Source organism: Neobacillus soli NBRC 102451 (genome assembly GCF_001591665.1).
GTDB lineage: Bacteria > Bacillota > Bacilli > Bacillales > Cytobacillaceae > Neobacillus > Neobacillus soli.
Map to the genome: position 1 here is coordinate 1 of NZ_BCVI01000046.1, position 15,543 is coordinate 15,543.

At 38.8% G+C, this 15,543-nt stretch carries 17 protein-coding genes; all 17 read right to left on the bottom strand.

The genetic code is table 11. The features are described from left to right. Positions 1-81: 81 nt before the first annotated feature. The 17 genes from BSO02S_RS16180 to BSO02S_RS16260 all read right to left on the bottom strand — a co-directional run bounded on the left by BSO02S_RS16180 (position 82) and on the right by BSO02S_RS16260 (position 15,543). Positions 82-363, bottom strand: coding sequence for a hypothetical protein (locus tag BSO02S_RS16180; RefSeq protein WP_066069516.1), 282 nt, complete (start codon positions 361-363; stop codon positions 82-84). Further along, positions 350-661, bottom strand: coding sequence for a hypothetical protein (locus tag BSO02S_RS16185; RefSeq protein WP_066069518.1), 312 nt, complete (start codon positions 659-661; stop codon positions 350-352). The genes BSO02S_RS16180 and BSO02S_RS16185 overlap by 14 nt, the downstream gene beginning before the upstream one ends. Further along, positions 654-845, bottom strand: a complete 192-nt coding sequence (locus BSO02S_RS16190) for a hypothetical protein (RefSeq protein ID WP_066069521.1) — start codon at positions 843-845, stop codon at positions 654-656. The genes BSO02S_RS16185 and BSO02S_RS16190 overlap by 8 nt, the downstream gene beginning before the upstream one ends. Next, positions 835-1,359, bottom strand: coding sequence for a Rieske 2Fe-2S domain-containing protein (locus BSO02S_RS16195; RefSeq protein ID WP_066069524.1), 525 nt, complete (start codon positions 1,357-1,359; stop codon positions 835-837). The genes BSO02S_RS16190 and BSO02S_RS16195 overlap by 11 nt, the downstream gene beginning before the upstream one ends. Before the next feature lie 11 nt (positions 1,360-1,370). Continuing rightward, positions 1,371-1,931, bottom strand: coding sequence for a 4Fe-4S dicluster domain-containing protein (locus tag BSO02S_RS16200; RefSeq protein ID WP_066069527.1), 561 nt, complete (start codon positions 1,929-1,931; stop codon positions 1,371-1,373). Then, positions 1,932-4,121: a molybdopterin oxidoreductase family protein gene (locus BSO02S_RS16205; protein WP_174524252.1), complete on the bottom strand. Its 2,190-nt coding sequence runs from the start codon at positions 4,119-4,121 to the stop codon at positions 1,932-1,934. Continuing rightward, a complete protein-coding gene (locus BSO02S_RS16210) occupies positions 4,108-5,190 on the bottom strand; it encodes a respiratory nitrate reductase subunit gamma (protein ID WP_066069529.1) in 1,083 nt (360 codons plus the stop codon). The genes BSO02S_RS16205 and BSO02S_RS16210 overlap by 14 nt, the downstream gene beginning before the upstream one ends. Before the next feature lie 151 nt (positions 5,191-5,341). Next, positions 5,342-6,523 carry a hypothetical protein gene (locus BSO02S_RS16215; protein ID WP_066069532.1) on the bottom strand — a complete coding sequence of 394 codons (1,182 nt, stop codon included), beginning with the start codon at positions 6,521-6,523 and terminating at the stop codon, positions 5,342-5,344. Between the two features lie 135 nt (positions 6,524-6,658). Further along, positions 6,659-7,819: an HD-GYP domain-containing protein gene (locus BSO02S_RS16220; protein WP_066069534.1), complete on the bottom strand. Its 1,161-nt coding sequence runs from the start codon at positions 7,817-7,819 to the stop codon at positions 6,659-6,661. Between the two features lie 173 nt (positions 7,820-7,992). Then, positions 7,993-9,243: an ATP-binding protein gene (locus tag BSO02S_RS16225; RefSeq protein WP_066069537.1), complete on the bottom strand. Its 1,251-nt coding sequence runs from the start codon at positions 9,241-9,243 to the stop codon at positions 7,993-7,995. Positions 9,244-9,426: 183 nt separating this feature from the next. Further along, a complete protein-coding gene (locus BSO02S_RS16230; protein WP_066069540.1) occupies positions 9,427-9,642 on the bottom strand; it encodes an ATP-binding protein in 216 nt (71 codons plus the stop codon). A gap of 122 nt (positions 9,643-9,764) precedes the next feature. Continuing rightward, positions 9,765-10,571, bottom strand: a complete 807-nt coding sequence (locus BSO02S_RS16235) for a DODA-type extradiol aromatic ring-opening family dioxygenase (protein ID WP_066069542.1) — start codon at positions 10,569-10,571, stop codon at positions 9,765-9,767. A 495-nt stretch (positions 10,572-11,066) separates the two neighbouring features. Beyond that, positions 11,067-11,855, bottom strand: a complete 789-nt coding sequence (locus BSO02S_RS16240) for a C39 family peptidase (protein WP_066069544.1) — start codon at positions 11,853-11,855, stop codon at positions 11,067-11,069. A gap of 226 nt (positions 11,856-12,081) precedes the next feature. Beyond that, the gene (locus tag BSO02S_RS16245; RefSeq protein ID WP_066069546.1) at positions 12,082-12,528 is read right to left on the bottom strand and encodes a threonine/serine exporter family protein; all 447 of its coding nucleotides are present in this window, start codon (positions 12,526-12,528) and stop codon (positions 12,082-12,084) included. A gap of 16 nt (positions 12,529-12,544) precedes the next feature. Further along, positions 12,545-13,306 (bottom strand): threonine/serine exporter family protein, encoded by a 762-nt coding sequence (locus tag BSO02S_RS16250; RefSeq protein ID WP_066069549.1) that lies wholly within the window; start codon positions 13,304-13,306, stop codon positions 12,545-12,547. Positions 13,307-13,416: 110 nt separating this feature from the next. Next, positions 13,417-13,755, bottom strand: coding sequence for a YrdB family protein (locus tag BSO02S_RS16255; RefSeq protein WP_235846935.1), 339 nt, complete (start codon positions 13,753-13,755; stop codon positions 13,417-13,419). Positions 13,756-13,812: 57 nt separating this feature from the next. Continuing rightward, entirely contained in the window at positions 13,813-15,543 is a 1,731-nt protein-coding gene (locus tag BSO02S_RS16260) for an MFS transporter (RefSeq protein WP_066069551.1), read from the bottom strand.

The following is a 15,543-nucleotide window of genomic DNA, read 5'->3' on the forward strand; positions in this document are numbered from 1 at the left end:
GACGCTAGGGCGCTGGAGCTAGACATTTCTCAAAGTCGAAAATTATATACTTTACCTTTTAAAAAAAAGGCAGGCACTTAATTAAAAGACCTTTACCTTTTTTACTGTATAAGTTAAGCCGCTTTCTGAATCAAAAGCTGACCATTGTTCTTCGGATTGGTTCACCCGGCTTGTAAGAGGAACAGCGAGAAAATAAAAATCATCAAAATAGAAACGAATATGGGTGCCCTCAGGACAAAGCTGCACTTTTTTAATTGTCTTCTTGACGACTGGAGCCTGGTCCCCGCCATCCTCATCATGAATCACAATTTCCACCGGCACACCGACAAATCGCTTCACATCATCTAATTTAGTGAGTTCCACAGCTATTACATCCTCTCGTAGCAGGATAAATGAACATTTTATAACCCTGCAGATACTCCCAAAACTTATCACCGGCATGTTCTTCGAGGAATAGAATCGTTTCTTCTTCAGAAGACCAATCACTCATCCCTTTGATCTCAGCTACTACCATCTCGGCACCATCGATTGACTTTTCTTCAAGAAACCAATTCAGACGTTTTTTTACAAAGGTGTTTTTTAATAACTCATCAATTTCGGCAGCAAATTCGCCAGATTCTGGACGCACAAAGCAAAAATCAATATAGGTCTCACTAGTCATTGACTTTCACACCTTTTTTATAAATGATGAATGCTATTGGAAATAAGATCACGTTGATGACAGCGGCAATAATTGTATTCGAATAATTTTCATAAAAGTATTGGTGGACCATGTATTGAGTAAAGATAATATTCAACATTAATACTACAAGAAGGAGGGTAACAGGTACGTAACTACGCTTCATAACGTTTCACCCCCACGGCATATACGGCACCGTTTTCTTCTTTCACTTGAATTTCAGGCAGCGGCCGTCTTGGCGGCCCAGCAGTCGGTTCACCGGAATTGACATCAAATTTTCCATGATGACATGGACAAATCATTTCGCCTTCATCCTTTTTCCAAAACACTGGGCAGCGTAAATGGGTACAGGCATTTTGGTAGGCGACATACTTCTTTTCCGAAAGCCTGATTAAAATGGCACTATCATGTTCACCTGGGAATGCGAAGTCTACCGAATCACCGATAGCCAATGAATCGACCTTGGCGATTTTTTGTTTTGGATATTTTTTGTCCCCAAGTCCCGACAGTTCCTTTGCCGCCAATGCTCCCCATGGTAGAGATGATACAGCAAACACTCCGGCCGCACCCACTAGTGTTTTCATGAAGCCGCGGCGGTCTAATTTTCTTTCATTATTACGATTTATGTTATGTGTATAGTTATCTTCATTGAACGGGATTTTATTATTTTTATCGCTCATGTTAATCCCTCCTAAAACAATTTAGTGACGCCCTGTAGGATACCAGGAAGATTCACTCTGACATTTGTTTCGCCTTCTAAATAAGGCATGCTTGTTACCCATTTACCATTATCTAAATTAAATTGTTTTTGTTTTGCTTCAATTTCTTCATCTGTTAACCATTGTAATGTATTTGTTGGACATACACTCGCACACATCGGCGGGATGCCATCCTTTGACCGGTCGATACACAAATCACATTTATACATGAGATTTTGTTCTGTATCAAACTTTGGTATACCATACGGACAGGCAATCGTACAGTTTTGGCAGCCAATACATTTTTCTACAAGTGCGGAAAGTACGGCTCCAGTTTCGTGTATTTGGATTGCCTGAGCCGGACAGCTTCTCGCACATGCCGGATTCACGCAGTGAAGGCACATAAGAGGCATCGTTTGACGGTTAACAAGCGGGTTCACGTCGTAAACATAGTTACGGTTCCGTTCCTCATGCCCGCCGCACTGTGTACAAGCCGCCAAACAAGAGCGGCACCCTATACAGTTTTCAAGTTCTAGATATAGCCTCTTTTTCATTTACTGCACCTTCTTTATTTTCAGTTTTTCAATCTGCGCGGCACAAGTCTTGAATTCCGGCATCCGTGAATATGGATCAAGTGCACCGATTGTCAATAGATTAATAGATTTTTCATGGCCCCAGTGATACGGAACAAACACGGTATCCTTCCGAATGGCCTCTGTGATTTTCACTTGATAGGTTGTTTCTCCTCTACGTGTATAGAGACGGACAAGTTCTTCGTGATCAATATTGTATTTTGCTGCTGTTTCTGGATGTACTTCTACAAATGGTTCAGGGCACATATCACGAAGGAATTGAATTCTTCTCGTCTGATTCCCTGATAAATAATGATAGACAACACGTCCTGTTGTTAATCGCAATGGGTATTCCTCATCCGGTTCTTCTGCGGAAGGTCTGTATGGCAATGCAAAAATTTTAGCTCTTCCATCTGGATGATTAAACTTTTTATCTAAAAATAAACGTGGTGTTCCAGGATCGTTTTCATCTTTACATGGCCAGAACACGCCATCTTGCTTGTCGATCTTTTCCCATGTAACGCCATAGTAATCAGCGGTTCCACCTTTAGAAGCGACACGAAGTTCATTAAATATGTCTTCAGAGGTTTTTAAGTGAGAAAAATATTTACCACGGCCCATTCGCTCGGTAAGTTCTACCTGAATCTGCCAATCTGGCTTTGATTCGCCCAGAGGCATTTGTGCTTGATTAATCTTGATAATCCGTCCTTCAACATTTGTAGTTGTCCCTTCATCCTCTGCCCAAGTTGTTGTAGGCAGTACGACGTCAGCAAATTCAGCAGATTCTGAAAGAAAGAAATCAACACATACCATGAAGTCTAGGTTTTTCAACTGCTCCCGAACATAATTTTGATCTGGTGCTGAAACGGCAGGATTCGAACATAATAGGTATAACGCACGAATGGTCTTCTGTTCCATTAAGCCAAACATTTCAAAAGCGGAAACACCCTCTTTAGGCATTTCTTCCGGTTCAATGCCCCACACCTTTGAAATATATTTGACGTGATCAGGGTTGGCAATTTTTCGATAGCCAGGCAGTGCATCGGCTTTTTGCCCATGTTCACGTCCACCTTGGCCATTTCCTTGTCCTGTTATGGTTGCAACACCTGATTTGGCACGACCAATTTTCCCGGTTACAAGGGCCATATTCGTATAGCCAGAAACGTTATCTACCCCTTTAATTTGTTGCTCAATCCCTCTAGCAAACATGACAATCGCGTTTGGAGCTTTACCGTAAATTTCAGCCGCGCGAATAATTTTCTCTGGTGCCACACCTGTTATCGCGCTTGTATATTCCGGTGTGAATTGTTTAACAAGTTCTTTCGTGTCTTCAAAGCCATTTGAATGATTTTTGATAAATTCTTCGTCAATATGTCCTTTTTGGATTAATAAATTGACAATCCCATTGGCTAGTGCAAGGTCTGTCCCAGGTCTTAAATCAAGATGAAGATCTGCTCTTCTCGCAACCGGTGTTTCTCGTGGATCTGCAACAATGACATAGCCGCCCCGTTCTTGAATTGCCCAAACCCGGAACATCATCGTCGGATGACATTCGGCGGTATTACTGCCGGCAAGAAATATACAATCGGTATCCTGTATATCTGTCCAGGGAATTGTTGAACCTCTATCAATACCTAATGAGCGATTTAAACCACCTGCAGCACTAGCCATACAGAATCGGCCATTATAATCAATATAGCGCGTTTGAAGTCCGACACGAGCAAATTTCCCGGTTAAATAACACTTTTCATTTGTCATGGAAACACCGCTATACACGGAGAGTGAATCTTTTCCATAATTCTCTTGAAGCTCGGTGAATTTTTTCACAATAAGATCGTATGCCTCATCCCAGCTTGCTTCACGGAAGCCATTTGTCGTCCCTTTTAATGATTGATCATCACGAATTAATGGTTTTAATAAACGATCTTTATTGTTTACTTGCTGGTAAGCTGTAACTCCTTTCGGGCACATCTTTCCTAAAGTTACCGGCCAATCATATCGAGGCTCAACCCCAATGATTTTGTTTGTTTTTGTTTTTACCCTTAAGTTCATCCCGCACTGCATCGCGCAATAGCTGCAATGTGTCTTGACTAATGTTTCATTTGGATGATTTAAGTTGTCGATTTCTTTAAAATATTGATCTCGTTCATTTCTAAAATTATCCATTTGCATTCTGATTTGCCTCCTTGACCTTCACTTGATGCGTCGCGACTCCTGAGAATCTTGAAATTCGATATTTCCTGCGGCATGGCAGGCATAATTCAGCAAGATTAAAGCCATCATTCATATTGAACTCGATATCATTAACACCCAATACCTGAATGACATCGCTAGACTGTTCGACGGATACAAACTGATCGCCACATACTTTACACTCTTTCATATGTTGTTCGCTATAATGTTCACGGTAGTTTCTTGCGAATACGCTCATTGGCCGGAATGGAATATGAGCAAGCTTTCCAAATGGCAGATAGATTAATGTCACAATCACGGAAAATTGATGGATTAGTGACATTTGCGGCTGCATCCAACCATGTAGGACCATGTTTTGGAAAGTTAATAACAAGCCAGTGATCGAAATAAATAACAACAGGTAAAGCGGCAGGAAATCGTACATGAATGTTTGTTCCGCACGTGCCTGCATATTTTTCAAGCGGCGATAAAGTACCATACAAACACCTGCAATGACCATTATAGCTGCAATATTTAATGCATTATAAGAGAACCAGGCAATGATTCCTTCTGCTTTTACATTCATTACATTCATTCCAAATAGCACGATTGTATAATAGCCATTTTCTTTCATTGTAAAGTACATCCAGCTGAACACGAGCGGGAAAGTGACAAGGCATGCTAGAACGCAGCCCCAGCCGATTAAAATATGCTGCATCCAGCGATAAACGCCGCGTTCCCAAATGAATCTATAAGTAACCAATTGTTCTGTGGTTGTTTTAGGTGTTGATTTTCTAAATAATAACTTTAGCCCTTTTTTAATAAAAATCTTGGTTGGCGGTCTTTCACCCCAAGCAATGAAGCGGTAGAAAAAGCCGCCAATAAAAACGATGGTTCCTACCATATATCCATAAAGGTTTAAGTCGATATGTGTAAACATTCTTGTGCCAATAAAAGTTAAAATGGCAAGTCCGGCAACCGTTAAAAACATTGATTTCGCAAAATGGGAAGCAAAGGCATCATTGACAGTAAGCCCCGGTTTTTTAGTCGTTGAAATAGTTGATTCCATTTTCTTGAACCTCCTCCAAAAAAAATAACACTTCCGTTTTCTTAACTTAATTGTAAGAAAAACAGTAGTGTTATAAATATCAGGGAGTTCCCCCATAATGCGTGGGAAAAACCCTTAGATATTCTATTTTAGACAAAGTTCTGTCACAAAGCTATTTTCTGACGTATTTTTTCCGCCACGAATAAAGCAAGAGCAACATTCCAATTAGAATTTGCAAGGAGAAGACCAATGCGTCCCAAAATGGGAGGGAATCCGGACCTAATAAAAATCCTGGCAAAACCTTTTTTAAAGCAAAAAATAACTGCGGGATATAATAGATTGCAAATAATGAAACAGTCAAAGCTACACCGATAAAATAGAAAATAGAATAGACGAAGACGGTACTTCTTTCACCAGCGAAAACGACTTCCTCTGTTGCTTTAGAATTTAGGAAGGGAAGTTTTTTTCTGATCGCTTGCTGGGCATTTTCCATCAAGTTATAACAACCGGAAACATTTTCAAAAACATAATATAAATCAGTCTTCATATAAACGCAGCATTGGTACACCATGCGAATAAATGTATCTAAAACTACGACATTCATGATACTCATAAATATCTCTGGCCCATTTGCGTAGAATAGCTGACTAACTAAGGCCAGCGACAGGATTACTGTATCAAAACAAAGCCCGGCTAAAAATAAAACATTGCGATTCCCTGATGGCAGTTTCCATACGGATGACATATCGGTTTCAAGGACTACAAGAAATAAACGATGACTAACTCCTAATTTCGTTGGCAGATTTTGCGCTCTCATAGCTAAAATGTGGCCAAATTCATGAATCAAGACTAGAACAAAAGTCAAAATCATCCAAGCCGGGATATTGAGAACCATTAAATCAAAGATAAACAAGTCCTTATAGTGTGGAAATAATGACGGTTTTGCGATGAAAAGGAACACATTGCCTATGAATAACGCCGCATACACAAAATTGGAGAACTTATTAAAAAAGAATTTTCCGATTTGCGGTGAAAGCCACAAAAAACCTAAAGTTTCCTTTTTTACTTTATTAACCTCAACTTTGACACCATCAATTTCAGCAACAAGGTGCAACTCTAAAAGTTGCTCGGCAAAATCAATCAAGCTAACTTCTTCTCCGGGGTACTTCTCTTTAAGTTGCTGTTCTATTTCTCCTAATGTTTCGCCATTGTTAATAAAATTGATGGCATCGATGCAAACCTCGGGCATCTCGAAAAATTCACCTGAAGATTTATCTTCTACGATGTAATTTTTTTTATCCTTGCGAATCTCGATAGGAACCAGTAATAAACGTGAAACGAGTGTAAGGCTCATTTTTACAACCTACCTAACAATTTTATTAAAGAAGGATGCTAGCCTTTGCTAGCATCCCTTTTTCTCATGGTTTGTATCCAGGTATGAAAGGACACCACCAGCATGTTGTTTTTACTTCCTTTAGTTTACGGATCTTCATAACTCCACCTCCTTGGGTAATTCCCATTGCTTCGTCCACTGATATTTTTCATGAAATTCAACCCAAGCTGGGAAAACCTTTTTGAATTCTTCCACTAACATTGGATCGAATTGGGAACCTTTACCTTCAATAATACGTTGATAAGCCTCTTCAACCGGCATTGCTGCCCGGTAAGACCGTGAAGATGTCATAGCATCAAAAGCGTCCGCAAGGGAAGTCACTCTTGCAAGCAAAGGAATTTCTTCCCCTTTTAATTGATCAGGGTAGCCTTTACCATCCCAACGCTCGTGATGCGAGCGAATGACACAGATACAATCCTTTATCCCCTCAACATTCTTAACAGCTTCAGCACCGACACCAGGATGCAATTTAATAGTTTCAAATTCTTCCTTTGTGAGCTTCCCTGGTTTCATTAATATTGAATCAGGAATATGAACTTTGCCTATGTCATGTAGTAAGCAGGCATAATAAAAGGATTTTTGGTCCTCTTTCGAAAAATCACCGATTTTTTGAGCAAACAACAAAGCATAGCTGGCTACGCGTTCACTATGTCCTCTTGTATATGGGTCTTTAAGTTCGAGTGTAGCAATTACCCCTTTTACAATACCCTGCAATTGATTATCATACGAAGTACTAATTGCATGAACATAACCTTGAAACCGAACCAATAAAAAGAAAGACATAATAGATAAAACTGTAATTAAAATAATTGCGATAATCACATAGGAAGAATTTAAAATAATGCCTAATAATAGATATTTTGCAGTAAGTCCTAGACTCACAAACCAAAAATATCTTTTATTAATGAAAAGAGGTAAGGATAAAATCAAAAACACTTCTACTATATTTCCACTATATGTGTAGTCATCTTTACCGTAAGAAGTTATGAGTTCAACGGAAAAAGTGGTTATTATGTAGGTAATAGAAAGAACGTATTTTATCCAAAATTGCTTTTTCAATTTATTTAAATAATAGGCGAATGGAATTAATAACATTACCACTATATAGGTTACATACAGAAACTTTGGCGGGACAATATCCTTATGTGCTATGAAAATCGGAAAAAGGTAATAACTAAAAAAGTCATATCCTATCAATATAATATAGAAAAATAATAGAAACCATTTGACGGTTCGCTGTTCTTCGTTTGGTAGCATGTAAACCTCCAAGTGTATCTCATACACATATCTTACATATATTTTTAATTTTCGATAATAAAATCGATAAATTTACAAAATCTATTAAAATTCAGTAGTCCTCTACATTATATATCATTGGGAAACCCCTTGAAACACTTTATTTTGTTGATTTTTGTATAATTATAGAACTATTAATTGTAATTATTTGTTTGTGCTATTGGCAGAATGACATTAACCTTTGTTCCTTTGCCAATCTCGCTCTCTATTTTCAACTCGCCATTGTGATCCTTGATAATTTGGTTGGTAACCATCAGGCCAAGACCGGTTCCATCCTTTTTCGTAGTAAAAAATGGTTCTACTATATTCAGGATGTTTTCATCGGCAATTCCGTACCCTTCATCCTGAATTGATATATACATTTTTAGGTCCTCGATAGCCTTGATATTTATTTTAATCCTTCCACCTGCGGGCATAGATTCTATTGCATTAATAATTAAATTGAGAAAGACTTGTTTTAGTTGTTTATCATCACAATCGAGAGGTGGTAAAACTCCCCCTAATACCGTTTCAACGATTACACCCTGTCTCTCTATCTGTTGTTGTGTAATCGATAATGTATAGTTAATTATCTCTTCGATACTCGCTTTTTTAAATTTGATCCCCTTTGGTTTTCCAAGGTACATCAAATCATTAACGATTGAATTGATCCGATCAATTTCCTGAATCATGATTGGATAAAAATCGTTTGTATTCGGGTATCTTTCCTGTTGCAGCTGTGTAAACCCTTTTAATGAGGAAAGGGGGTTACGAATTTCATGACCAATCGCCGTAGCCATTTGACCAATGACAGCAAGTTTCTCTTTTTGGCGAAGTTCTTCATGAACTGAATTTAAGGAATTTATATATGAATAAAATCGTATTAGAAGAATCGATGCAATTGCAGATAATATGAATGTTATTACAACAGGTGGCAGAACATTCGTATCTTGCAAGATTATTCCTAATAAGACGTACTTTCCGGTAATCCCTAAAAACATAGACCAAAAGTACTTTTTATTTACAAATACTGGTGAAAAAAATATAAATAAAAGCTCTACAATATTTCCTGAACCAAAATCCTTAGTTGTTCCATAATACTTCATGAGATTATCTATGATATCAATAAAAACATAGCTTAATAGAATAAAATATTTAACAATATAGGGATTACCCTTCCTTATATAATAAAGTGCTACGGGGAATAAGCTGAAAATCAATATATAAAGCCAAATACCCAGCCCATCATCGGGAAATTTAGGATTTCCGTAAATGGTATATTTTGGTAAAACAAAGTGCCAAAATATGTCGTATGTTGTAAAAAAGATATAAAACAACCACAAAAATAATTTAATTGCCTTTTTCTCTTCAAATATTAGTTTAGGACTAATGTTGCTATCGTTCATGTAAGTGGCTCCCTTGACCCAGTTCTTTTGTGAATTATCGGAAAATATTAAAAAGTCTTATCCTCCTACTATCTTACCATCTTTTATCAAAAAAATTGACAACAAATATTAAAAAAACGCGTTTTTCGACATTTTTCGATAAAAACAGCAAAAAAGGACTTGCCTAAGGCAAATCCTTACACTTTATATCCATTCCCAATTTAAGCACTCCATATCACTTTTTTCCCTGCAGGAAGAATCATTGTTACCTTTGAATCCAAAACCTGGTTTACTTTGATACGTAACCTTGCCATTCATGGTTTCGATGATTCTTAATGAAACAGTAGTACCAAGTCCTGTTCCTTTATACTTTGTCGAATAAAAAAGCGTCCCAATCCGCGCTAATTGTTCATGCGTCATTCCTTTCCTGATATCAGTGATTAGAATAGAAGCATTTTACTGTCAGACATAGAGAGAATTGTTACAGTTCCTGCTTCGGGAGTCGCTTCGATTGCATTTTAAAAATACAGCGGTTTGATCTTTTAAATATAGCCTGCACATAGTAAACCAAAGTAGGTTGGAGCTTCGTATGATAAAAATTCAACATTACGTTCTTCTGGCGGAATGGCGCCTGCAAGAATTAACGTTTGCCATATTCCATCCGGTTTCGCAGCTTCGATAAAATCTAGCTGGAAATCTGCCATTTTTTCTAACTGATTGGTTTTGATCAACGTTACCACTTGTTCGTCAAATGATTTTGCTGCCGGGTCGAAGCCATATGGACCGGATTCATCATGGGCATGAGCCCAATCGCAGCTAGCTATTAGGCCGACACGTTTATTGGATTGCTGAACGGCCCTGCGGAGTAACTTTCCAAATTCAATATGCTCCTGAAAAGAAAGTTCTCTTGTCGGGTTGATTACCACAATTGGCACATTTGGCATAAACCTGAGTGGTACAATCGCCCCCCAATCTAACGGCAAGCAGGAAATTGGACCAGCAGCTGTTCCAAAATTAATCGCTGCGGCGGGAATGCCATCATTTTGGACACATTCGCAAATCTTTCTGGCTAATTCTCTATCTATTTGTCTTTCAAAATAAAATGTTGCATGATTTTCTTCGACCGAACCAGCCATTCTTTCCGAATCCGTGATTGAGAATTGCCCATTAATTCTGGTCCCGTGTGGTGTCAGGACAATTAAGCAATCTGGATTGGCCTCGCACATAAGTCCCCCTAGCTTCTCCATATTGCTTCTTGTTTGTGCCATTCTTTCCGGGAATTCTCCTTTTAGCTCAGGTATGATTTCGCCGCCATGTGGGGTAATACAAGCAAATACAAATGGGTTCATTCCATTTACCACCTTTTTTAAAGTTAATGTTTTAATTAGCGAAACATACTAAAAATCCCTTCTACATTTAATATACATTTTACAAATTGTAATTTAATTCCCGAAGGACATTGACAAAATGAGTTAATTCATGTAGTATTAGATTTTGTGCTTAGCATTTAAGTAACTTGTAATAGATGAGAAAACGCAATGTAAGAATTTTTTCTGGCATTCTGCTTATGTTTTAAAATAAAAACTTATTCACACTGGATCGGCTTCGGAGCCGTTAGGATGTAAGAGAGGTAGGGCTTACGTCGTTTAGGTATAAAACCTTCAGGTGGAAGAATAACCGCGGCAACTTGTTTTTATAAACAATGATTATTATATAAGTTTTTACCTTGCGATGGCTGATAATAGATAAAGATACAACCATTCACAAGTTACAATTAGAATTCTTTAAATGAAGCAAAAAACAAAGAAGGCAGAGGGATATTTCATTCCTCTGCCTTCGCCCATTTATTTTTCAATCACAATTGCTTGTTTGCCCATTTGCTCCCACGCTTTAATAAAATTGGCTCGATTTAATTTCTTATTTTTTTCCCCATACGGATCATTAATGTAAATATGATTTTCGTCGTATCCCGTAATCGCAACGCTATGTTCACTATAAGTAATCTTGATTTTCCCTTGAGGGGTATCCCACGTTTGAAAAACGGAAACTGGAGCAAAGCTCGACGTTGTAATGATCCATACTGGATGACCCTTGCTAACTTCTTTTAATAATTCAGTAAACGGTTTGTTTGTTAAATTGACTGCCCTTTTACCGACGTATTTCTTGGCTAGTTCCAGCATTGGTCCATTATAAACACCTAATCCTGGACCATGGACCATATCCCCTACAAACCCAGCATTTGGATTTCCCTTTTTTCCATTACTATAGGTAAACGGAACAGTCTTAATATTTTCAGCCAACTCGTTCTTCGTTACCTTCACCCCGTGATAGTTAAGAATCATTGCCAAGCTTGTTACCTCACAGCCATTGTAAAGCAATGGTTGGTCCATTTGATTTAATAATGGTACATCAAGCAATTTACTATCTGGTAAAATTGACCCTTCTTTTATTAGTATTGCTTCTCGTTTTTTTAATGCTTCGACATCTTTTTGAAGTGCGACTTCACGAGTCTTCATTAATGCAGCATCTTTCAGTTGAACGACAGCAGACCAATTAAACTTATCAGCAAAAATTGTATTTGCACTAATTAGCAATATTGCGAGAATAATAATGACCATTAACATCTTTTTCATAGAAAATATTCATTCCTTATCATTGACATTGCTGAAAAGTAAGTTATAGTAATATACTACTATATTACCATACCAAATAATTCTAGAATGATAAAGGGAATTCCTTTCCAAATAGATTATTCACAAGTTTTTGGTAAGTATCTACTCCCACTCCCCTAATGTCCTATTTTTTCCTTAAGTGTTCCTTAATGAAATCCCCTTTTAGCGCCGTCCGCTAAAAGGGGATTTATATTCGTGCCCTATAACGATTAATCTTTTGTATCACCTGGTTAATTACCTCAGAAAAGACTAAGCCGAAAGCGATTGCTCCGGCAAGCATGAGGACTTTTGCTGCCAATCCTATCGCGGTATTATAATCATTCTCAACAAAATTCCGCATCGCATCATAAGATAAACCGCCTGGTACTAACGGAATAACTCCTGCAACACTAAAAATTATCACTGGTGTTTTATAATATTTGGCTAACACTTGACTGATGACAGCGATAAAGATAGTCGCAGCCAATGTTGCAAGAATGGCATTATCCGAATAATCTTCGAGGAGAAAATAAATTAACCAGCCGCCCATTCCAATCAGACCGCATTTAACTAACGTTTGTTTCGGGGCATTAAAGATAATACCAAAGGCACTAGTAGCAATAAAACTTGTAACTAACTGTGCTAAAATAGCCACCTTATCCACCTCTACTTCACAAGAATGATAATACGACCGCAATTCCTGCCCCAATCGCAAAGGCTGTCAGAAACGCTTCCGCTCCTTTTGATAATCCCGAAACCAGATGTCCTGCCATCAAATCCCTGATTGCATTGGTTACTAATAAGCCGGGAACTAAGGTCATAACCGAGCCAATAACGATTTTATCCAATTGGTGCCCGACGCCTATTTTTACAAATAGGAAGGAAAGAAGGCCAATCATAAACGATGCCAAAAACTCCGAGAAAAACTTAATTGGGACAAAACGGTGGAAGTATACAAAGCTAAGATAACCTATCCCCCCCGAAATCATCGCCGGAATAAAATCATTCCACCCGCCCCTAAACATAATCATGAAACAGCCGCTGGCTAATGATGCAGCAGCCACTTGAATTCTAAAGGGAAAGGTCACATCTAAAGAGTCCACTTCCTCCAGTTGTTCCAAGGCCTCCTTAAGATTGGCATCGCCGCTGCTGATTCTTCTAGAAATGCTATTTACCATGGCAACCTTTTTCAAGTCGGTGGATCGCTCCGAAATTCTAATCAGCTTAGTCTTCGTCGGCTCCGTCCCTTCAGCGGAAAAAATAATTCCGGTTGGGGTGACATAACTATGTGTTTTCTCAATGCCAAAGGATGAGGCTATTCGCATCATGGTATCTTCCACCCGATATGTCTCTGCACCGCTTTGGAGCATGATTTTCCCCGCAAGTAAACACACTTCCATAATTTCGTATGTTGCTTCTACCTGGTTTTCCATCTATTTCACCACATTATTTCTACATTTGTTACTTAGTGTAAATCAAAACAAGCCATGGAAGCAATATTAAACAAACCAGCCAGTAACTATTGAATGCTGTCTATTTTTAATTACTGGTGCCAAATCTTCATGAAAATTAGATTTATCACTACAATCAGCCCGCAAATAGAGGCCAGCGTTGGTTTCCCGATAAAAAACAAGGCAGCGGCAAGCAATCCAAAAATGACAATTTCTAATAAAAGAAAGGGGAAGCCACTTAATACAAACGGAGCCTTGGGTGCTCCAAACATTCCCCAAATTACGGCTACTACTAGTGGTGACCCGATTCCCAACAGGAACTTCATGATTGTTCCCTGTGTGATATGAAATCCCCAATATCCTACTATCACTAATGCGATGATTTCTAACAGAAACCGTACCCCTAGGTTCATTAATTTTAATGCCTCCATTGGCTCCACTCCCTTTTTTATAACCAGCTTTATAGGAACTAGGTCTATATTATTTATTTACTCTATTGCAGGAGTATTCGCAAAAGGAGCAGCGGACTTCCTCTTTCTTTCTAAAAAGATAATTCCAGTTAAGCAGGAAAGTAATACAAATGGAATACTTGCCTTATACAAGTCAGCAAAGCTGGAGGCGATCGTTTTTTGAGCATAACCTGCCACCTGGTTTTCATAAACCTTTACCAATTTTCCCTTTTTGGCAATGTCCTCATCCACCTGTTTTTCAACCTTTTGATAAATCTGTCCCTTTGCCTTTGGTCTTTGTCCTTCGGGAATAGAAGCTAGGGTTTTTTGGACGTTCAGATTAATGATTTGTTGACGTTCCGCTGCCGACACTAAGTTCGGATTCGTTTGGCGGGAAGTTTCGCCAGCATTAATTGATTTTCTCGTTTCACTTGAAATTTTCTCTTTTTCCGTTTGCGGTACTTCCAGTTTTCCAAGTGTTTGGGCGGCAAAATGGACAACATCCCTTTTTTTAGCCTGAATATTATTCGTTAGTCCAGCAACAAAGATAGCGACGGCTAACACTACCCCTACTTGCCTTAGCATCGAAAAAACTCCCTGGGAGGCTGTGAGTAATTCTCCTTCAAACGAAGATGTGCTCGCAATGGTGGCTGAAGAAATAACAAAGCTAAACCCTAAGCCAAGCAAACTGCAAAGCAGGATAATTTCTTTTGAGGTACTATCGATATTTAAATTGTGTAACAAATAATAGGCGATAGCCATTATTCCAAACCCAAAAATGACGGGAATTGTATAGCCAATCTTTTTGGTAAGCAAACCGGCGAAGTTGGAAAATACAAAGATGGAGGCAGATACAGGTGTGACGAGAAGTGCGGCTTGAAGCTCCGTCTTATGCTGGAAGTTAGTTAAGAACTGAGGCAGGAGGACCATGACACCGATAAGGAAGATAAAACCGGTTGTCACTGTTACAACTGAGCCTGTAAACAAGCGGTCTTTAAAAAGATTTAGATTAACCATCGGGGCCTTAGACTTTTTCTCGACAAATATGAAGAGCGCAATCGAAACGACGGTAACAATGTAGCAAAGAATCGCTTGAGTGCTATCCCAGCCCCAAGCATTTCCTTTGATTAACACGAGATTAAGCGGAAAAATAGCCGTAACAGAGAACAGCAATCCAAACCAGTCTATTTTTGACTTTACACGACTTTCTTTCTTTAATTTCAGTATAAGGAATGCACCGACAATGGCAATGAAACAGATTGGAACGTTAACATAAAAGACCCAATGCCAGCTTAACTTTTCAGTAATGATTCCGCCAACCGTCGGCCCTAACGCGGTTGCTAAACCTTGTGTAGCACCTAGCAAGGTTAGTGGGAGCGTCCGTTTTTCAATCGGCATGGCAGCAATCCCGATGACCATGCTGCAGGGAATTAAAATCGCGGCACCAAAGCTTTGAATGAACCGGGCAGCGATTAAGAAATCCCCGTTGCTTGCAAGTCCGCATAAGGCCGAACCTAACCCGAAAACAAATAGCCCCGCAATGTAAAATTTATGTCTGCCAAACATCTCTGCAAACCTTGCCATCGGAATCGCTAGAACGGCAATCGTCATCGTGTAGACATTCAGCATCCACGAGCTCGTTTCCAATGTCGTATGGAGGCTGTCCTGAATAGCCGGCAGTGTGATGTTCATAATTGTTGAATCAAGCATACAAACAAATATCCCTAAACACATGAGCAAAACAACCTTCATTCCACCCGTACCCTTCAT